Annotated in this window: 19 protein-coding genes; 6 read left to right on the forward strand and 13 right to left on the reverse strand. The window is 61.4% G+C overall.

What is annotated here, in order from left to right; genetic code table 11:
• From BT116_RS18830 to BT116_RS18845, 4 genes are all read right to left on the reverse strand, one after another.
• Nucleotides 1-2,487, reverse strand: a 2,487-nt coding sequence (locus BT116_RS18830; protein WP_139271895.1) for a DUF6531 domain-containing protein, incomplete at its 3' end; no start/stop codon positions are given.
• Nucleotides 2,488-2,621: 134 nt separating this feature from the next.
• Entirely contained in the window at nucleotides 2,622-3,080 is a 459-nt protein-coding gene (locus tag BT116_RS18835; RefSeq protein ID WP_072346308.1) for a GNAT family N-acetyltransferase, read from the reverse strand.
• Nucleotides 3,081-3,181: 101 nt separating this feature from the next.
• Nucleotides 3,182-4,144, reverse strand: a complete 963-nt coding sequence (locus BT116_RS18840; protein ID WP_072346310.1) for a nucleotidyl transferase AbiEii/AbiGii toxin family protein — start codon at nucleotides 4,142-4,144, stop codon at nucleotides 3,182-3,184.
• The gene (locus BT116_RS18845; protein WP_072346311.1) at nucleotides 4,125-4,532 is read right to left on the reverse strand and encodes a DUF6088 family protein; all 408 of its coding nucleotides are present in this window, start codon (nucleotides 4,530-4,532) and stop codon (nucleotides 4,125-4,127) included. Before BT116_RS18845 ends, BT116_RS18840 begins: the two co-directional genes overlap by 20 nt.
• Nucleotides 4,533-5,092: 560 nt before the next feature.
• On the opposite strand from BT116_RS18845, the gene BT116_RS18850 reads away from it, so the two are divergent.
• The 6 genes from BT116_RS18850 to BT116_RS18875 all read left to right on the forward strand — a co-directional run bounded on the left by BT116_RS18850 (nucleotide 5,093) and on the right by BT116_RS18875 (nucleotide 11,022).
• Nucleotides 5,093-5,716, forward strand: coding sequence for a CDP-alcohol phosphatidyltransferase family protein (locus BT116_RS18850; protein WP_072346312.1), 624 nt, complete (start codon nucleotides 5,093-5,095; stop codon nucleotides 5,714-5,716).
• Nucleotides 5,717-5,727: 11 nt separating this feature from the next.
• The gene (locus tag BT116_RS18855; protein WP_072346313.1) at nucleotides 5,728-7,485 is read left to right on the forward strand and encodes a bifunctional alpha/beta hydrolase/class I SAM-dependent methyltransferase; all 1,758 of its coding nucleotides are present in this window, start codon (nucleotides 5,728-5,730) and stop codon (nucleotides 7,483-7,485) included.
• Nucleotides 7,485-8,828 carry a phosphatase PAP2/dual specificity phosphatase family protein gene (locus BT116_RS18860; protein WP_072346314.1) on the forward strand — a complete coding sequence of 448 codons (1,344 nt, stop codon included), beginning with the start codon at nucleotides 7,485-7,487 and terminating at the stop codon, nucleotides 8,826-8,828. The genes BT116_RS18855 and BT116_RS18860 overlap by 1 nt, the downstream gene beginning before the upstream one ends.
• On the forward strand, nucleotides 8,818-9,273 hold the full coding sequence (locus BT116_RS18865) for a hypothetical protein (protein ID WP_072346315.1): 456 nt from the start codon (nucleotides 8,818-8,820) through the stop codon (nucleotides 9,271-9,273). The genes BT116_RS18860 and BT116_RS18865 overlap by 11 nt, the downstream gene beginning before the upstream one ends.
• Before the next feature lie 194 nt (nucleotides 9,274-9,467).
• Nucleotides 9,468-10,088, forward strand: coding sequence for a lysophospholipid acyltransferase family protein (locus BT116_RS18870; RefSeq protein ID WP_072346316.1), 621 nt, complete (start codon nucleotides 9,468-9,470; stop codon nucleotides 10,086-10,088).
• Nucleotide 10,089: 1 nt separating this feature from the next.
• Nucleotides 10,090-11,022: a phosphatidate cytidylyltransferase gene (locus tag BT116_RS18875; RefSeq protein ID WP_072346317.1), complete on the forward strand. Its 933-nt coding sequence runs from the start codon at nucleotides 10,090-10,092 to the stop codon at nucleotides 11,020-11,022.
• A gap of 243 nt (nucleotides 11,023-11,265) precedes the next feature.
• On the opposite strand, the gene BT116_RS18880 is transcribed toward BT116_RS18875, so the two are convergent.
• From BT116_RS18880 to BT116_RS18920, 9 genes are all read right to left on the reverse strand, one after another.
• Nucleotides 11,266-12,423, reverse strand: a complete 1,158-nt coding sequence (locus BT116_RS18880; RefSeq protein ID WP_072346318.1) for a glutathionylspermidine synthase family protein — start codon at nucleotides 12,421-12,423, stop codon at nucleotides 11,266-11,268.
• A gap of 12 nt (nucleotides 12,424-12,435) precedes the next feature.
• Nucleotides 12,436-13,137: a DUF1190 domain-containing protein gene (locus tag BT116_RS18885; protein WP_072346319.1), complete on the reverse strand. Its 702-nt coding sequence runs from the start codon at nucleotides 13,135-13,137 to the stop codon at nucleotides 12,436-12,438.
• A gap of 19 nt (nucleotides 13,138-13,156) precedes the next feature.
• Nucleotides 13,157-13,585, reverse strand: a complete 429-nt coding sequence (locus BT116_RS18890) for a DUF350 domain-containing protein (RefSeq protein WP_063324186.1) — start codon at nucleotides 13,583-13,585, stop codon at nucleotides 13,157-13,159.
• Between the two features lie 15 nt (nucleotides 13,586-13,600).
• Nucleotides 13,601-14,263, reverse strand: coding sequence for a DUF2491 family protein (locus BT116_RS18895; protein WP_072346320.1), 663 nt, complete (start codon nucleotides 14,261-14,263; stop codon nucleotides 13,601-13,603).
• Nucleotides 14,250-15,284: an ion channel gene (locus BT116_RS18900; RefSeq protein WP_072346322.1), complete on the reverse strand. Its 1,035-nt coding sequence runs from the start codon at nucleotides 15,282-15,284 to the stop codon at nucleotides 14,250-14,252. Before BT116_RS18900 ends, BT116_RS18895 begins: the two co-directional genes overlap by 14 nt.
• 359 nt (nucleotides 15,285-15,643) lie before the next feature.
• The gene (locus BT116_RS18905) at nucleotides 15,644-16,342 is read right to left on the reverse strand and encodes a PspA/IM30 family protein (RefSeq protein ID WP_003185899.1); all 699 of its coding nucleotides are present in this window, start codon (nucleotides 16,340-16,342) and stop codon (nucleotides 15,644-15,646) included.
• Between the two features lie 22 nt (nucleotides 16,343-16,364).
• On the reverse strand, nucleotides 16,365-16,946 hold the full coding sequence (locus BT116_RS18910; RefSeq protein ID WP_003205989.1) for a YjfI family protein: 582 nt from the start codon (nucleotides 16,944-16,946) through the stop codon (nucleotides 16,365-16,367).
• Between the two features lie 342 nt (nucleotides 16,947-17,288).
• Entirely contained in the window at nucleotides 17,289-18,122 is an 834-nt protein-coding gene (locus BT116_RS18915; protein ID WP_072346324.1) for a YfaP family protein, read from the reverse strand.
• 3 nt (nucleotides 18,123-18,125) lie between these two features.
• Entirely contained in the window at nucleotides 18,126-19,745 is a 1,620-nt protein-coding gene (locus BT116_RS18920; protein WP_072346326.1) for a DUF2300 domain-containing protein, read from the reverse strand.

The following is a 19,745-nucleotide window of genomic DNA, read 5'->3' on the forward strand; positions in this document are numbered from 1 at the left end:
ATGGGCGTCGTAGGCATATTCCGTGCGCCGGCCGTCCGGGTCGATGAGGACGATCACGTCCCCCCGGGCATTGCGCCGGTAGCGCCACACCGCCTGGCCGCGCGCACGGGTGTGCAGGAAACCGTTGCGGTATTCGTAGGACGTCGGCGCATCAACGGGTGGAATCAGCGCCAGCAGCCGTCCGGCTTCGTCGTAGCGGTATTCGGTGACGGCGCCCAGCGGGTCCTGTTCGGCGATCAAGCGACCTTGTTCGTCGTAGGCCTTGAGGTGCTCACCGCCATCGGGCTCGACCTTGCGCACCAGCCGCGCCCGGTCATCGTGGACATACACCTCCTGGCTGCCATCGAGGTGCTGGACCGTGACGCTGCCGTCCTCGCCCCAGGTGTAGCGGCTGTCCATTTGCGCAAACGAAGCCCAATGCCGTACGCAGCGCGCCGCCCGCCCGGCCCCTTGCCACTCCCAGTAGAAACTCGCCCCGCCGGCCAGTTGCCGCTGGAGGATGACGTGCTGATCGTCGTAGTCGTAGCGTTCGCTTTCACCGGCGGCATTGGTCGCTTCGATCAGTCGGAAACGTCCGTCGTAGCGGTAGGACATCAGCGTCTGTTCGGTCCGCCAGGCTTCGTCGAGGGTGATGGCGGGATGGAAGCTCTGGTAGTCGACGGCGATCAGGTGGCGCTGCTCGTAACGCAGGCGCAGGGCGCGCCCGGCGCCGTTGTCCAGGCGGCTGATGTCGCCATGGATGTTGCGCTGCAGCGTCAGGCGGTTGTCGTAACGGTCGCTGAGGGCGGTCAGGTGGCCGTCGCGAAAGTGCAGGAACGGAGCGTTTTCCCCGGGCTGGGCGATGATCAGTTCGTCCGCCTCGGCCCCCAGGTAGATCGCCGCGCGAGCCAGGCTGTTGTGAATCGCCGGACGCTGGGCGCTGGGCAGGGGAAACGTCGTACGGCGGTTTTCCTGGTCGACCCAGGTGACTTGCTCGCCTTCAAGCTCCAAGCGATGGGCCAGGGCATGGCTCCAGCCGCGCCCGAGGCCGACGTCCAGGTCAGCGGCGCTGGTGCGGTACAAACGGGTGAAGACAAACGGCAAGCGGCCATCGAGGGTGCCATCGTCGAGGGTCAGCAGTTCTTCGCCGGTGACCATCGAGACCGGGCAGCCGCTGGTCTGGGTCTGGGCGGCGGTGTCGGCGCTGTCGCCGTTGGGGTTTTTCGATTGCGCCGGGGCGTCGTCGTGGGGTTCGTGTTTGCTTAGCCGGGTTGAACCGTGGGATTTTTCCCGCACCACAGCGGCTGGATTGCTGACCGCCAAGGGTGGGGAATGCTCGGGGGTGATGTGCAGAGGTCCGACAGGCGTCGGCTTCAATGGCGCACGTTGGGCGCTGACCACCAACGGTTTCAGCACATCGGCATGCCGGTTGAGCCGATCGGCGGGGCGTTGGGCCAGCCTCAGCCCTGATGCGCTCAACCACTCGCGAGCCCGCTCCGAGCGGAGCTGACGGAGCACTTTGCCGCTCATCCGCACGCCCATGCCCAGGGCGCCGGTCAACCGTATCAACAGGAAATTGATCAGCACCGAGGCGCGCATCTCGCCCGCGACTTCAGCCATGTATTGGGGCGGCAACATCCGCAGCCAGCTGACGAACGCCGCCATGTGGACGAAGAGCAGCGGCTCGTCGCTCAGCACCATCAACCCTTTGGCGATGGCCTCGGCAGACACGCTCAGTAACTGTTCAAGCTCGACCTGGGTCAGGTACTCCAGAAGCTTTTCGCTGTTGGCTTGCAGATCGGCCAACAGCTGGAAAACCTGTTTAACGTCATCCCATAGCTGATGCAGGGCGTTTTCGAAACCGCGCCAATCGGCCTGCTGCACCAGGTCATAACGTTCGCGAAACCCGGCGTCGGAAAACGCCGCCCACAGGGGTTGAAACTCGTCCCACTCGGCCTTCAGCCACCCCTCAAGTTCGTCCATCACCCCTTGATAGGACGCATACAGCGCCTTGACGTGATCGGCCGTCACATGGGGGAAAAAAGTGATGCGGTAACGCCCGCCACGCCAGCATTCGGGGATCTCCAGGACGCCGCTTGGGCCGATGACGTGATGCACCGGCTCGCCGAACGTTTCCTTCCCGGGCTCGCCTCCGGTCACCGGCTCCAGCATTACCGGGGTGTCGCCAATCGGCACAAAACGCGCCGCCTGGAACATGTGCACCAACGTCAGCGGACCACTCGCCGGACATGCGGCCACCGTGGCACTGATGGGTTGATCAAGATTCTTCGGCGCCGCCAGGGACACCTCGTTGCCGACCTTGAACACTTGTTCAAGATCCAGCGCCCAGCCGGCCCAAAAGCTTTCAGCCCAGGCGTCGTAGTCGTTGAGGCAGGCGCGGAAGTCCGCCAGTACCGCTTCGACATCCGGCTGATCGGGGTCCATGGCCGCCACCACCAAAGAGCCGATGGTGTTGTTCAAAGCCAGGAGTTTGTCAGGGGCAAACATGCGGGAGTCTCGCGGGACAGGGACGAACGCGAGACTTTGCCGACGATGGCTGAGGAATTAAGTCAGTGAAAGAAGCGGTGGACGTAGGGCGATTCGCTAAATTTAAACGTTAGGCGTGCAACTCCCGGCGGCAGCTATAACTGTCGTGACATAAGCCATTGCTCTTTGCCCCAAGCCTCGAAACGCTCCAACACCTCCCAGCCGAGCCTGGCGTAATAATCACGCTGGCTGTGGGTGTACAGGAACAAGGTGATGATTCCAGCCTCTCGCGCATGACTGCAGATGCCTTCGATCAACTGCGCTGCAAGCCCTCTGCGTCGAGCCTCGGGGGTGATGAACACACACGCCAGCCACGGGCCCAACTCTGGCCGGTCAGGCAGGTCGTTGCTGGCCAGTGAAGCGCCGCCGAGCAACTGGTCATGTTCCATGGCGACCAGGCACTTCCAGCGGCCATCGTACTGCCCCGCAGCGAATTCCTCCTGCCAACTGGCGAGGGATTGCTGGGTGAATTCATAACTGAATTCCCGATGGAGCCACTCGGCCATCTGGTCGCTTTTATCCATGTGGTTGGTGAGCCAATCCATTTGCAGCATTTGAAACACTCCTTGTTTTAGTCAGCAGGTTGCTGATCCACTTTGCTCGAAAGAAGACACCCGCGAACAGAGCCCATTAACCCGTTTATGATCCGAGAGTTTTACAGCGCCCGAATCAACGCTTCGGCGTGTTGACGAAACACGACATAAGCCTCATCAAAGCTCGGACGGACATCGCCAAAAATCAGCGGCATGAGCCTCGCGTCGTACTGGCTACGGATCTGCGCATCCGAACTCGCCTGATGGAGAGCGCTGCGCATGACATTTCCCGGATCGCCAGCAAATGGAGGAAACTGCCGACCAAATTCGAGCACATCAAACTCCACCAGACGTTTGAAACCGATAGTGGCTCGTTCGCCAACAGCGGGATCGCCACGGCTGATGCAGTAGACATCATAGATATGCCGCACCAATGTATCATCCCACGGCTGGAGCATGGCCCCGGCTTGGTGTTGGGCATAGCGGCGAAGAAACGAAATGACCTTCTCCGCAAGCGTTTCCTCAACCGCTACGCAGGCAATATCGCCTAATCGCCCAGACCTAGCGGCGAGTCGATTGACTAGGTACTCCAGCGGCTGTCGAGTCACTTCAAACTGTGGGGTTCGCGCAGTCAGCTCAAGACTTAGATAAGGGCGCAAACTAGTATCGTGAGGGTATTGAGGGGCGTATTGCCAACGACTGGCGAAGTATCGGTTTCCATTCCGGGCAACACGCGCTTCCACGATTTCCTCAAAACCGAGCTCGGCTAGTACATGACAAACCTGAGTCTTCAGGTTGCTGAAATACCGCTTCCGAGCCGAGACACTCAACGCATCAGGATCAACCAACACGACCTTCAAGTCGACGTCTTCAGACATGCGCTCGATCAGTTGATAAGCTTTCGACAGGCTTGTACCACCGCAAAACACCAGGCGAACACCAGAAAACCGCATTCCCATCAGAGCTTGCAAAGCATCCGTCACGTGGACGTCTTTTTCCAGGATGCTAGCCGTTAGTAGTCCGACATCGACCTCAGCCAACACCGCATCGATTAAGTCAACCTGTTCAGGCGTGATGATTTTCATAAACGACGTAACGACCACCGAAGCCGAGCTTGCGATTAATACGACGTGACCCAGTGTCAAAAACGATGCCGGCGGGTAGCTGCAAGCTATCGCTGGCGTTGTATTCACGCACTGCGCGTCCCGCTGTGATCTTCACGCCAAGCTTTTGGAGAACCAGAGGTGCCAGGACTTCAAGGGGGCGAACCGGTATCGGCTTGCCCGTAAGGACACTGATCTTGGCCTTTGCAAAGATACCCACGCCGAGCTTGACCAATACACCGTTGGCCACCAGATGACGCAGCGCTCGGGATACCTGTGCGGGGCTGCCGAAGTCGGAAAATTCGGAGCGCAGAAACACATCGTCCTTGCGCAGGGCGATAGATCTTTTAAGCCGCTCTTCGATAACCACGGTGTACCTCCCAGACTTCACCTAACCTAAAAATCATCACAACTTATTGTTTAATATGATACTTTTAATACAAGCTGTGCTCATGCTGTGTTCAGTATAAATCAGCACAGCAACACTGACCAATACGACCTGAGAACCAGCACTGGCTCAACCGGCATTGACGTTGCCTGGCCCACCGCTATCGCGAGCAAGCTCACTCCACAGGATTGTCGTCGTTTGATCCTTACCTGACACACCACCGCTCCTGTGGCGAGGGAGCTTGCTCCCGTTGGGCTGCGCAGCAGCCCTGGATCCCATGACTCGGTGAGCCAGGCAAATTGAGTTGTCTTCTTTGGGGGCTGCTGCGCAGCCCAGCGGGAGCAAGCTCCCTCGCCACGGGGGTTGGCGTAGGCCGGTCTTTATTGGTTGAGCCCGCTCACACCGGGGTTTACACCCGCAAATTGCGTTTTAGATGCCGACCCGCGCGCATTCTCGAGAAATACCCGCCAGCAACCCCTCAACCTATCGTAATCTCGCACCTGTATAAGCCCAGCCCCGCAACCGGCCGAGATCTCACCCCGATGCCCTCCATCTACCAACTCAAGCCCGCCTTTCAAAACCTGCTGCGCCCCATGGTTCAACGCCTCTACAACAACGGTGTCACCGCCAACCAGGTCACGGTGCTCGCCGGCATCGTTTCGGTATTGGTCGGTGCGGTCATCGCCTGGTTTGCCAACCATCCGTGGATCTTCGTGCTTGTGCCGATCTGGATGTTCCTGCGCATGGCGTTGAATGCCGTGGATGGCATGTTGGCGCGGGAGTTTGGCCAGCAATCGCATCTGGGCGCCTACCTCAATGAGCTATGCGATATCATCGCCGACGCTGCCTTGATCCTGCCTTTTGCCCTGATTCCCGATGCCAGTCTGTTGCTCGTGTTGCTGGTCACGCTGTTGGCGTTGTTCAGCGAATACGCCGGCGTGCTCGGGGCCATGGTGGGAGCTTCGCGGCGGTATGACGGGCCGATGGGCAAGAGTGATCGCGCCTTTGTGTTGGGCGTGTTGGCGACCGGCATTACCCTGGGTTGGCTCGGGGCGCTCTGGGTCGATGGTGTGATGGCGGTGGTTGCCGCCCTGCTGGTGTATACCTTGGTCAACCGGGTCCGTCATGGCCTGGGCCAAGTGAAGGAAAACGCTCCCTCAGCATAAAGGAACTTGCAATGCGCGAAGCCCAGGAACTGACGTTCACTACCCACGATGGCGTGGAGTTGTTCTACCGGCACTGGCCGGCTGTCGACGCGGCGGCGGGTGAACCCCGCCAGGCTGTGTTGTTGTTTCATCGCGGTCATGAACACTCCGGGCGCATTGCGCACCTGGTGGATGAACTGGACTTGCCCGGGTTCGACTTCTTTGCCTGGGACGCCCGTGGCCATGGCCAGTCGCCGGGCGAACGGGGTGACAGCCCGAGTTTTGCCACCAGTGCGCGGGATGTGCAGACCTTCTGCGATCACATCGGCGCCACGCACCAGATCGACGAGGCGAACATCGCGGTCGTCGCACAAAGCGTCGGCGCGGTGATCGCGTCCACCTGGGTCCACGACTACGCGCCGCGCATTCGCTCGCTGGTGCTGGCCTCGCCGGCGTTCAAGGTCAAGCTCTACGTGCCGTTCGCCCGTCCGGGCCTGGCGCTGATGCGCAAGTTTCGCGGCAACTTTTTCGTCAACAGTTACGTCAAGGCGAAATTCCTCAGCCATGACCCGGAGCGGGTGGCGTCCTACGACAGCGATCCATTGATCACCAAGGCCATTTCGGTGAACGTGCTGCTGGGCCTGTACGAAGCCGCCGACCGCGTGGTGGCCGATGCCCAGGCGATCCAGGTGCCGACGCAGCTGTTGATCTCCGGCTCGGACTTCGTGGTGCACCGCAAACCCCAGGAGCAGTTCTTCGAGCGCCTGGGCAGCTTGCACAAGGAGAAGCACATCCTGCCGGGCTTCTTCCACGACACCCTCGGCGAGAAGAACCGCGCCCCGGCCATCGCCAGTGCCCGCCGCTTCATCCTGCAAAACTTTGCCCGACCGCTGGACCGCCCTTCCCTGCTCGACGCCGATCGCCTGGGCGTGACCTGCGCCGAAGCCGAAACCCTGGCCACGCCGCTGCCGCACAACTCGCTGCGCGACCTCTACTGGCGCATGACCCGCGCCAGCATGCGCTTTGGCAGCAAGTTGTCGGCCGGGGTGAAGCTGGGTTTCGACACTGGGTTCGACTCTGGCAGCACCCTGGATTACGTCTACCGCAACCGTCCCACCGGCACCTCGGCGCTGGGCAAGATGATTGACCAGAATTACCTGAACTCCATCGGCTGGCGCGGCATTCGCCAGCGCAAGCTGCACGTCGAGGAGCTGCTGCGCCTGGCGATGGGCGAGTTGCGTGCGCAAGACCGCGAGGTGCGCATCGTCGACATCGCCGCCGGTCATGGCCGCTACATTCTCGAAGCGCTGCAAGGCGTCAGCCCGTTGCCCGAGTCGATTCTGCTGCGCGACTACAGCGACATCAACGTGCGCGACGGCAGCGCGCTGATCGTGGAAAAAGGCCTGGGCGACATCGCCCGATTCGTCAAGGGCGATGCCTTCGACCGCCAGGATCTGGCGGCGCTGGAGCCGAAACCAACCCTCGCCGTAGTGTCGGGCCTGTACGAGCTGTTTGCCGACAACCAACTGGTCGGCGGCTCCCTCGCCGGCCTGGCCGAAGCCGTGGAGCCTGGCGGTTTCCTGGTCTACACCGGCCAGCCATGGCACCCGCAACTGGAACTGATCGCCCGCGCCCTCACCAGCCACCGCGCCGGTCAGGCCTGGGTGATGCGCCGACGCACCCAGGCGGAAATGGATCAATTGGTTGAGGCGGCAGGCTTTCGCAAGATCACCCTGCGGGTCGATGAATGGGGCATTTTCAGCGTTTCGCTGGCCCAGCGAGTGCAGTAATGAGCGCCGTCATCGCGCCGGCCCGCGAGCCCGCACTGCTGAAACCGGCGGTGCTGTGGTTGCTGTTGTTGGCGCCGCTGTTCTTCACCACTTACGGCTTCGCCACCTGGGTCACCTCCCAGCGTGACGATGTCGGCACGTTGGTGTTCGCCTGGGAAAGCCACATGCCGTTCATGGCCTGGACCATCGTGCCTTACTGGTCGATCGATCTGTTGTACGGCCTGTCCTTGCTGTTGCCCACCAGCCGCGAAGAACTCAAGCGCCACGCCTTGCGCCTGCTGACGGCGCAGGTGATTGCGGTCAGTTGCTTTTTGCTCTGGCCGTTGCGCTTCACTTTCCCCCGCCCGGAAATGGACGGGGTGTTTGGTTGGTTGTTCGAAGTGCTGGCGGGTTTCGACAAGCCGTTCAACCAGGCACCGTCGCTGCACATCGCGTTGCTGGTCATCCTTTGGGTCTGCTATCAGCGGCATCTACAGGGCTCCTGGCGTTGGGTGATGCACGGTTGGTTCGCGTTGATCGGCGTGTCGGTGCTGACCACGTATCAACATCACTTCATTGACCTGCCCACGGGCGCGTTGGCCGGTTGGCTGTGTGTCTGGCTGTGGCCGGTGGACCGTCCGAGTCCGCTGCTGAGTGCGCGGCTAGCGACGGATCCTGCCCGCCGACGCTTGGCCTTGCGTTATGGCCTGGGCGCGGCGGCATTGTTCATCCCGGCGTTTGCCTTCGGCGGCGCGTGGCTCTGGCTGATCTGGCCGGCGGTCGCGGTACTCATGGTGGCGCTGAATTACCTGGTGTTCGGTGCCGACGGCTTCCAGAAGCGTGCCGATGGTCGTTTGAGCCCGGCAGCGCGTTGGTTGCTGGCGCCTTACCTGGCGGCGGCGTGGATCAATTCGCGCGGCTGGACGCGCAAGCATCCGCAACCGGACCTGATAGCGGATAACGTCTGGCTGGGACGAATCCCCACGCCGATGGAGCTGAAAGACAGTGCGTTTACCGGGGTGCTCGACCTTTGCGCAGAACTGTCCTTGGACAGCAGCGGCGTCGCCTATCGCTCATTGCCAGTGCTCGACCTGACAGCGCCGACCGCCGAGCAATGCCTGCAAGCGGCAGAGGCCATCGAAAGCCTGCGCCAGCACGGGCCGGTGCTGGTCTGCTGCGCCCTGGGTTATTCGCGCAGCGCCACGGCGGTGGTTGCCTGGTTGTTGCACAGCGGGCGGGCAGCGAGCGTTGATGCGGCGATCGTGCAAATCCAGCGCGCTCGACCGCGTATCGTCTTGCACGCGGCACACCGTCGCGCGTTGGAGCAGTTATCCACAGCACAGAGGAATGTCCATGATCACTGATATGGAACTCCACACCGTGGCGAGCCTGTTGCGCCGGGGGCATTCGCTGGACCAGTTTTCCACCGGGTTGACGCTGCTTGGGGCGCTGCTGGGGTTGGGGCAATGGTGGGTGGGCGTCATCGATCCGTGGTTGCTGCTGTTGAGTGCGGCGCTACTGGTGCTCGGCATGCTGGAAAAATACTGGGCGCTGCGCGTGGCATTCGATGCCGATCTGTTCCAGCGCATGGCTGACAGCAGCCAATCCCTGGCCGAGCGCACCTACACGTTGGATCAGGCCCTCATCTCCCTGGGCCTGCAACCGGCCGCACGTGCAGGGCGTCTCTGGACCGAACGCCGGCATGGCGCATTGTTGTTGCTGCGTCGGCAGTCACGATTATTGGCCGTACAAGTCGTCCTGGTGCTGGGCTTCATCCTGGCCAGCCCCTGGCTAGCTTCAAGTATCTAAATCGTTTTTGTGGCGAGGGGATTTATCCCCGTTGGGCTGCGCAGCAGCCCCCAACCAGGCACCTCGGTGTGCCAAGAAGATTGAGTTAACTGCTTTAGGGCTGCTGCGCAGCCCAGCGGGGATAAATCCCCTCGCCACAAAGGGTGTGTCCCTCGCCACAGTTATGCTTACGTTTCTCAGGACAAGGAATCTTCATGTTCGAACCCGTGGTCGCCAACCTCATCACCTCCGCCGCCCGCATGGTCACCGGCGCTCGCAGCCTGTGGCTCGGCTGCGCGCCGACGCCGGTGCAGCGGATCTACTTCGCCAACCACAGCAGCCACGGTGACTTCGTGCTGCTCTGGGCCTCGCTGCCGCCGGCGCTGCGCAAGCTCACCCGCCCGGTGGCGGGGGCCGATTATTGGCAAACCAGCCCGGTGCGTCGCTACATCATCAACCGGGTGTTCAACGGTGTGCTGGTGGACCGCGAACGCAAGGATCCTTCCTACAGCCCATTGCAGCCGATGCTCGATGCACTGGAAAACGGCGACTCACTGATCATCTTTCCGGAAGGCACGCGCAATCCGGAGGAAGGCCTGTTGCCCTTCAAGAGCGGAATCTATCACTTGATGAAAAAACACCCCGAGGTCGAGGTGATCCCGGTGTGGATCGCCAACCTCAACCGTGTCATGCCCAAGGGCCGGGTACTGCCGCTGCCGCTGTTATGCACCACCAGTTTCGGCGCGCCGCTGTGCATCGAAGAAGGTGAAAGCAAAGAGCAATTCCTTGAACGCAGCCGCGCCGCGCTGCTGGCACTGGCCCCGGAGCACGTCTGACATGGATCGATATACCCTGATGTTGTTTGGCGGGATCGGCGCCATCCTGGTGCTGGCTTCGTTGATCGGTTTCATTCTCAAGCTGAAAACCCGCGGCGCGCCGAACTCCGTCATCGACAACCTCAACGCGCGGATCAATGCCTGGTGGATCATGGTGCTGGTGATCGGCATCGCGTTCTGGCTCGGCAACGCCGCAGTGATCCTGTTGTTCTACGCGGTGTCGTTCTACGCCCTGCGGGAATTCCTGACCCTGACACCGACCCGGCGCAGCGATTATCCAGCGTTGGTGGCCGCGTTCTACCTGGCGCTGCCGCTGCAGTACCTGTTGATCTACTACGACTGGTACGGGCTGTTTTCGATCTTTATCCCGGTGTATGTGTTCCTGCTGCTGCCGATCCTGGCGTCCCTGGGCGGCGACAGCACGCACTTTTTGGAGCGCGCTTCCAAGGTCCAGTGGGGCTTGATGATCGCGGTGTTCTGCATCTCCTTCGTCCCGGCCCTGCTGACGCTGGACATCGCCGGTTTCGAAGGGCGCAACCTGTTGCTGATCGCCTACCTGGTGATCGTGGTGCAGCTCTCGGATGTGTTGCAGTACGTGTGCGGCAAGCTGTTCGGCAAACACAAGATCGCGCCGAACCTGTCGCCCTCGAAAACCGTGGAGGGGTTTGCCGGCGGCATTTTCCTGGCTTCGCTGATCGGTGGCGCGCTGTGGTGGATCACGCCGTTCAATCCGTGGCAGTCGTTCCTCATCGCTTTGCTGATCAACTTGCTGGGGTTTGCCGGCGGCATCGTCATGTCAGCGATCAAGCGCGACCGCGGCGTCAAGGACTGGGGCCACATGATCGAAGGCCACGGCGGCATGCTCGACCGGTTGGACTCGGTGTGCTTCGCCGCGCCGATCTTCTTTCATTTGGTGCGGTACTGGTGGACCTGAAAAAGCCTGCGGCGAACACTCGCCCCCAGAGGGGGGCGTCGCTTGCTTCTTCACTGGCCCACTGCCAACCGCTCTTGTGGCGAGGGGATTTATCCCCGCTGGGCTGCGAAGCAGCCCTAAAAAGCCATACCTCGGTATTGCAGACAGATTGAGTTGAGGTCTCGTGGGGCTGCTTCGCAGCCCAGCGGGGATAAATCCCCTCGCCTCAGATAAACCCCTCGCCACAAAAGCGGGGGGCATCGCTCAGTCAAGGATCAGGTGCGGCAGGAACCGGCTGGAGTCCTTGGTGATCAGGCTGTTGTCTTCCCGCACGCCAATGCCGGCGGCCTGGTCGCCGATGACCCAGGAGCCGATCAGGGTGTAGCTGTCGCCAAAACGTGGCAGTGGCGCGAACTCCTGGAGGATGAACGGGGCGTCGGTGTAGGGGCCGTCTTCTTTTACGATCAGGCCATCAGCGGTTTGCAGCTCGATGTTGGCGCCTTCCCGGGAAAAGAACGGCTTGCGCACCCAGCCCTTGGGCACCGCCTTGCTCGTGTCGGTATCCAGGTGGGCCGCGAGCAGGTTCGGGTGGCCTTTGTTGAACTCCCACAGCAGCGGCAGGATGCCTTTGTTGGAGATGATCGACTTCCAGGCCGGCTCGAAAAACTGCGTATCACACTGGGCGATCGCTTCACCAAACGGCTCGTGGAAGATGAACTCCCAGGCATGCAGCTTGAACAGGTGTGCAATCCAGCGCTCTTCCAGGTCAACAAAACGCCCGTCACTGTTGAGGCCGATGTCTTCGATATCGATGTGCCGTGATTCAATGCCGACTTTTTCCGCGATCAGGCGCAAGTAGTCCGTGGTGCCCTTGTCTTCCACCGAGCCTTTCATCGAGGCGAAATAAAACGGCTCTTTGATCTGCAACTGGGCAAAAGCCTGGTGCAGCTTGGTGTCGATGCTGTTGAACTGGTCGGCATGGGCCGGCAGCAAGCCGCGCTCGATGCATTGCTCCAGCCAGCCCCACTGAAACGCCGCCGCCTCATAGAGGCTGGTCGGCGTGTCGTAGTTGAGCTCCAACAGCTTGGCGGGGCCGTTGCCGTTGTAGGAGAAATCCATGCGCCCATACAAGTGCGGGTGGCCTTCGAGCCATGAAGTGCGCACCAGGTCGAAGAACGGCGCGGGAATGCTCAGGCGTTCCAGCAACTCTTCGCTCTGGACCACGCGGGCCACGAGGTCCATGCACATATCATGGATCTCGGTGGTCGGGTCTTCCAGGTCGTCCTCGATCTGCTTGAGGGTGAACTGGTAGTACGCGCTTTCGTCCCAATAGGGTTCGTCGTCGATGGTGTGGAACAGAAAGCCGAGCTGCTCGGCGGTCTGTTTCCAGTCATGACGTTCTGCGCAATGGATCTTCTTCATGGCGCTGGTTCCTCAACCGCCGGAGCTGCTCGAACCGCCCCAACCGCTGCGGGCACTGGACTTGCTGCCGAAACCACCGCGAGACGTGGCAGACGCGACGGCCATTGCCTTGCTGCTCTTGATGGAGTCGGTGTAGCTGCCGTACCGCGCCTGGTTGGACTTGGTAAAGGTCGAGCCACTGGACACCCGCTGGCTGAGGGTCGAGGAGCCGTAGTCGCCGCGATCATCGCGGTAGCGGTAGACCGGCTCGGCGTAATAGCTGTTGCGATTGCCGCTCAACATGTTGCCGATCAGCATGCCGGTCAGCAGGTTGCCAAAGCCTGATCCACCGACGTTCGCTTCCGAAGCCGGCAACTGGGCCCGGGCGGCGTCGACCTGGGATTGCGTGACCTCGCCATCGGCGCTCAGTTCGAAACCACCCAACTTGGGGATGAACTTGCCGGCCGAGTCCTGCTGGCACCAATCCGGAACAAAGTCGGCATCGCAATCGGCCTGGCTGTCGTACACCGGCGCGATGCGACGATGCTCGGCCATGGCGCTCATGTAGGCGTCGGCGCAAATGTCCACCGGCAGCTTTTCATCGACACATTGCTGGACGGACTGGAAGTTGTACTTCTTCTGCAACTTGTAGGTTTTTTCCGCAGGCCCGCAACCGGATATCGCCAGGGCGACCGACGCGGCCAGCGAAAGCTGGACGTACTTGCTTCGTTTCATCGGGTTCTCCGTGGCGCAATCAGTTCGTGGAAGGCGTCATGCACGCGGCGTTCAACATGCCGACGCTGATGGCCACGGCGGCGATATAGATACCCGCGGCGATTTCACCGTTCCTGATCCGCGCGGAAGCGCCCTTGAGCACCAGGCTGGTCACCAGGAACGCCAACAACTGGACGACAGCGGCGATCACTGCCCAGACAACGAAATCCAGCATGCTGATCGAATAGGCAATCACGTTGCTGGCCGGAATCGCGAAACCGATGACGGCTCCGCCCAGGGCAATGGCCGCCGCCACGTTGCCCGAACGGATCAGCTCGAACTCTTTGTGCGGCGTGACGCGGGTGTAGATGAACTGGAACAGCGCGAACAGCACGGCGGCGCCGAGGATGTACATGACAAAGCCAAGCACGGCGGCTTTGTTCAGGGAAATGGAGAGCGCTTCAAGCATGGAATTATTCCTTATTCAAAGAGTGTTCAGGTCAGTGGTGTACAGCGAAATACCCAGCGAAGTGCTCAGGCTGACGGTGCCTTCGGCGTCCTCTTCAACGGAGAACAGCAGGAACTCCCGGCGATCCGTCAGGCCGGTGTCGCGGGCGTACAGCATCGAACGGTGCTCGACGCTGTAGGACTCATCCGGATTGCTCACGCGCTCGCTCAACGTCACCAGTTCTGTCTGGCCCGCCTCGGTGCCCCATTCGCGGGTGTACTCGACGCCGTCATGGGTGTAGGTCGGCAGGCCAATCAGGCTGTCAGGACCGGCCAGGCGACGTAACTCCGCTTCACTGTTGATCGTGACGTAGCTGAGGTAGTTGAACAGGATCACCGACTCGACCTGCCCGGCGATATCGCCACTGGTGTGCACTTGCAACCAGTAGTCTTCGTCGTTCATGTAGCAGCGCGACAGCCAGTTCGACTGCCCGAGGTCGACGATGCCCAGGCTCCAGATCTGTTGGGAGCCCGGAATGATTACGGTGCTGTTGCCGTCGAGCAGCAACTTGAGCGTGGAGTCGAACATGACCTGCTTGCCGGAGGCCAGGCCCAGCGGCCCGGTGACAGGCGCGTTATTGCTGGCTGTCGTGTTCGCGTTCGGGGCCTCAAGCCCCATCAACTGTTTAAACCACCCCATGGGAAATTTCCTTGAGACGCGTGGAGGCGATGTAGAAGAGTTCCCCGCCCACGACGCGGGTGGCGCCGGGCGGGTTGATCGATGGCTGTCGGGCGCCCTTGGCGCGGTACCCAATCAGCGTAGCGTTGTGCTGCTCTTTCATTCGGGCATAAAGGTCGCCGAACGTCGCTTCAAACGCCTCGGGTAGTTTCATCAGGTACTGAGTGGCGCCTTGGCCGACACAGAGCAATTCATTGATGACCACGGACGAGCCCGGGTCCTGGGAGGCACGCACCAACATTTCGATGGCCATGCTGGAGGTGCATTCCAGGCTCGGCGCATAGGCGCTGGCAAGGGCGGCGATTTCGCTGTCATTGAAGTGCGCGACCACATGCCCGGCAGGGCCCAATTGGTTGACCGCCAGCACGGTGGCCAGGGTCAGGTCGTCGGAGTGGGTGCGCACCAGCACGCGTTCTGCCCCCGGTACGCCGGCACGCTGCAACAGCGCGACGGAGGACAGGCTGTCGCCTTTGATGAACGATGTCTTGCCGGGCATGGGGTTTTCTTCGAGATCGCAATCGCAGATGACGATCAGGTTGTCGTTGGAGGTTTCGTCCTGCAGCAGCAATTCAATGACCCGCTCGCTGGAGGCGCCCTCCCAACCGATGAGAACCGTGTGGCCGACCTTGCCGGTGAAATCGCCTTTGCCCTTCATGCCTTTTCTCCATACATCGATGACGCTGCTGGTGGTTTTGCCAATGACCGTGGTCAACAGGGCAATGCCCCCGAGCATGATCCAGGTCGCCACGAAAATTCGCCCGGCGGATGTCTGTGGCAACAAATCGCCATAGCCGACGGTGAGCGTGGTGGTGAGATAGAAGTAGATAAACGTGGCGGCGGCGATGAGGTGTTGCTCGCCCAGCAGCACCAGGCCGATCCAGGCCGTGGACAGGTGCACGCCCAACGCAATGGCCAGGCCCGCCCAACCGAACCGATGGAAGAAGGACGACGCGTACGTGCGCAACAAAAGGAAAATCGACATTCGTCCCTGACTCCGTGGGGCTTCGTTCCTGGCGGGATCATCGCTCTGGCGTCTGAGGGCTTGAGCGTAATGGCCGGACAGCATTAAACCTGTTGCGGGGGGTGGATAAAAGTACTTCGGTGACAATAAACCCGGTGATTTCCAGGAAAGCAGAACTCAAACACAAAACCCTGATGCCGAGCACAAACCTGTGGCGAGGGGATTTATCCCCGCTGGGCTGCGTAGCAGCCCCAAAGCAGCGAACACCATCCAACTGACACACTGAGGCGTCAGGTTTTAGGGCTGCTGCGCAGCCCAGCGGGGATAAATCCCCTCGCCACAGGTTCAGTGCGCTCAGGGTGATGAGCGCAACTGCACGATCACTCAGCCGATTTTTTCTTCAGGCGCTCCAGGATCGCATTGGCGCTGCCTTCGTTCGGCGTGATGCCGGCGTCGCGCAGCTTGCGCTCCAGGTCGGAGCCAGTCGAAGCCTCGGCCAGTTCGTCCTGGGCTTGCAGCTCAGCGGCACGTTGCTGTTGCTTGGCCTGCAAACGGTTGAGCGTACCGACGGCGGTTTCCAGCTTGCCATTGGCGCCACCGCTGGCGATCGAAGCACTGACCTGGGCCTTCTGCACGCTTTCGCGGGCCTTGGCCATGTCCACTTGCTGGCGCAGGCTTTTGATCCGGCTTTCGGCCTTGGTGATGTCCTTGCGCATGTTGTCCGCATAACCACCGAATTCGGTCGCGTGCTTCTGCTCGGCGTCCAGTTCGTTGGTCAGGGTCGAAATGGCTTCGGCCACTTCCAGCGCCAGGTCTTCGCGGTTGGCCTGGATCGCGGCCAGGGCCTTGGCTTCCAGGTCCTTGATCTTGGCGTTGTATTCGCCGACGCGATCGGTCGCCAGCTTGTGCTTGGCCATGATGGTGACCAGCTCACGCTTGGCATTGGCCAGCGCGCTGTCGGCATCACGGATTTCCTGGTCGAGGATGCGCAGGGCCTGTTGGTCGACGATCGATTCGCCGACTTCGTTGGCACCGCCACGCAGTGCAGTGAACAACTTGCTCCAGATGGACTGAGTCATTGGATGGTTCCTATTCGGCGAATTAGATGAAGAAGCGTTCGAACGCTTCGCTGGCGCGCTGGACGTTGTCGACGAGGGTTTTGACCTCGGTGACGACGTTGGTCAGGCTGGAGTCGGAGCTCAGCGCGCCGAACATGTTGTAGACGACCTGTCCGTTGGGCATGGTCTCGATGCCGATGGACGACAGCGGGAACATTTCCCGGCTGCGCAGCACGGCGTCGTTGAAGGCAGCCACGTCGCTGATCGACTCGACGTCCACCAGGACGGTATCGACGATGATCTGGTCGCCAACCACGGCGATGTAGATCGGCAAGCCACCGAAGTCATTCATTTCCAGCTTGATGCTGGACTCGGAGCCTTGGACGAGGGAGAGGGTGATGTCGTTCGCGACCACTTCGTCCAGGGCCTGAAGGGCGCTGTAGAGGCGATCGATGTTCCAGTTATTACCTGCGCTCATGTAATCCTCCGACATGAATGAGCCAGCCAGAATCGGTTGGCGTAGCTGTTTCTCCATTTGCTTGAGCAGGCTTCGGTTTTCGGGAAGCACCCAAGTCTCGTGTTTCACATACCCGGCGGCACTCAGGCCCGCGCGCATCTGCTTCATGTAGAAGCTCGACGGCTTTTTCGCGGAGGGTTTGGCGCGCTCTCCCGTGCGGCTCGCTGAATCGGTTACAGACCCGTCTGGCGGATCTGATGGAGAGCTGGTTGACATGGTACTGACCCCACTGTGAAAAACTCACGCGTGAGAAACACTACAGGTAGTTTCGCAAGCCCACAATAGCTCACGCGTGAGATTTTTATTTGTCACAAACGACAGAAAACCCTGTGGGAGCGAGCTTGCTCGCGATAGCGGTCTATCAGTTTGCAGAGAGGCTAGATTTACCGACGCCATCGCGAGCAAGCTCGCTCCCACAGGTTAAAAACTCACCCACTGGTCGATGGCGGCTTACGGATAGCTGAAGCTCTTGACCAACGTCAGCTCGCCCACCGCCCGCATCGGCACGACGAAGGTTTCCATCTTCTCGTTCGGCGTGCCTTCTTCGGTGATCACGGTGACCTGCGCGGTGGTCAGGGCTTGTTGCGCTTGTTCTGCGCCGCCCTCGCCTTCTTCGCTGTCTTCTTCGCTGCGATATCCGCCGCCGTAGTAGTTCACGTACACCAGGTACTGGCCTTTGATCGGCGCCGGCATGGCGAAGATTTCCGGGCCGTAGCCGGTGGTGACGTCGACGTCGAGGGCGGCGCCGTTGGCAGCGGCGCGGTCGCCGTACCAGATGTGGGCGCCGTCGGGGGTGACCAGGTGCAGGTCCAGGTCGGTGCCGTCGCTGTCCCAGGTCAGCAGCACCCGCAGCTTGGCCGGGGTGGCGCCGCCGCTGGTGTTGAGGAATTGCGTACGGTGCCGTTGCTGGCCATCGGCGCTGCGCACTTCAACGCTGTTGCTGCCGTTGGGGAACGAGAACGGTCGGTCGAAGCGGCCTTCCTCATCGAGTTTCAGTGGCAGGCTCACGCCGTTGACAATGAGCTGGCCCGGCGCGTTGCCGTCCTTGGGCGCACTTTTGATCTGACCGGTGATCCGCGCAGTATTGGCTTGGCCCTGGGGCGTATTGACCGACGAGGCCGGGTAGTTGACGGTCTGGCTGAAATTTTCATCCTCGCCGCCCGGCGCACCGTTGCGCCAACCGCCGACCGGGGTGTCGAGCTTGATGTTCTCGGCGCCGATGGCCGGAGGCAACGCGGTCAAGGCGCAGAGCAACAGCAAGACCTGTGGATAACGGAGTGTCATGGTCTATTCCAGCAAGAGGTGACGGGCAAGCCCTTCGATATAGTTTTCGTCCTGGCCATTGGGATGAGCTTCAAAGGCCAGGTGCAGATATTCATGGGTCAGGTCGAGGCGGTCTTGCAGCGACAGCACGCCACGCACATAGATGCGCTGGCGCTCGCGGTCGACGTAAGGCCGGCCAAAGGCGACGCGGCAGACGGCGAAAGCGCTGATTTCGTTGTAGCCCACTTCGCTTTCCAACCGCGAACGCCAGCCGCGCCGTTGTTTCAGCAGCCAGTCCTGGGCGGCGGGCAATGCCTCGCAAGACGCCACCGGGTTGTCCCAGCGACTGAGGCTGGCGCGCGGGTAGGCGTGCAGCAGGATGGCGTCGTAGCGTTGGCCGGCGTTGGCTTGCTCCACCGCTTGTGCCCAGGACAGTTTGTCCGGGCCAGGCTGGTCAGAGTGGTAGGTGACATCGGTGCCGGCCAGGACCAGGTCGCTGGTCCAGGCGGCAATGGCGCGGGTTTCGGGCGCCGCCGGGCGTGGCGCGACACGCTGGCGATGGCTGCTGTCGTCGATGCTCAGGCAATCACCGTTGCGTTGGGCGTTCTGCAACAAATAGGTGCGGATCGCCACCGCCAGCGCCTTGGCGGCTTCGGCAGGCTCGGCCTTGGCTTCGCGCTGCAAGACCCGGGCGACGTATTCCTCCCGGTCCAGACGCGCCACCAGCTTGTCGGGCATCAGGAACAGCTCGCCATCGCTGTGGATGTCCAATTGATTGCCGTTGCTGAATTCGACGCGATAATCGCCGCGCAGTTGGCCCGGCGAGGCTGGACGGTCGCCCGCCATTACCCGTTGCAACGGATAACGGGCAAACAGGCCGACTTCCACGCAACGCCCAGTTTCCGCCGGCCAGCGCGATGGCAGTGCCGCCGCCAACCCTTCGCCGTAGACCTTCAAGACCTGCTGGCTGGTGCCGCGACCACCGGCCCATACCGGGGTGCCGTCCGCCAGCCAACCGGCGAAACCGCCCTGACGGGACGAGGGCCCCTGATCGCCCAGCCAACTCCAGGTCTTGACCCGCAGACGGCTGCCCAACTCACCGACCAGTCGCCCGTCCGCCGCGTTGAGCACCACGTCCAGCAGCACCCGCCGCGCCTGATCCTGGGCCGGCAGCGTGGCCAGGGTCTTGAGCAGTCCGGCGACAGGCACCTGAGTCTGGGGTTGCAACATGGACAGGTCCAATAACCAGGCCGGTGCCTGACGAGCCTGCCAATAGGCGCGCCAGTCCGAGGCCGAAAGCCCGAGCCGCTGCGGTTCGAAATACAAGCCGCAAGATTTCACCAAGGCTTGATCGCGACCGATGCTCTGCCCGGCAGTGCAGCAATAGACCTCTTCCTTCGACTCCCCCCGGCATTCATACACCGGTTCACGGGCGCCGGTGTCCACCAGCCAGGCGTAGACAAAGATCTTCCACAGACTGCCCAGCGGCGCCTGCAAGGTCTCGGGCAGCGGTTGGCGATCCAGCACCTGGGTCTGGCTCACACGCAGCAATTGACCGTCGAAGGCCAGGCGCAACGGCTCGTCCTGCGCTGTTACCAGCGCAGGGATCAAGCACAGCAACCACCCAACCAGCGGCCAACGCAT

It is taken from the genome of Pseudomonas sp. NFACC16-2 (assembly GCF_900119205.1).
In the GTDB taxonomy this organism is placed as follows: domain Bacteria; phylum Pseudomonadota; class Gammaproteobacteria; order Pseudomonadales; family Pseudomonadaceae; genus Aquipseudomonas; species Aquipseudomonas fluorescens_Q.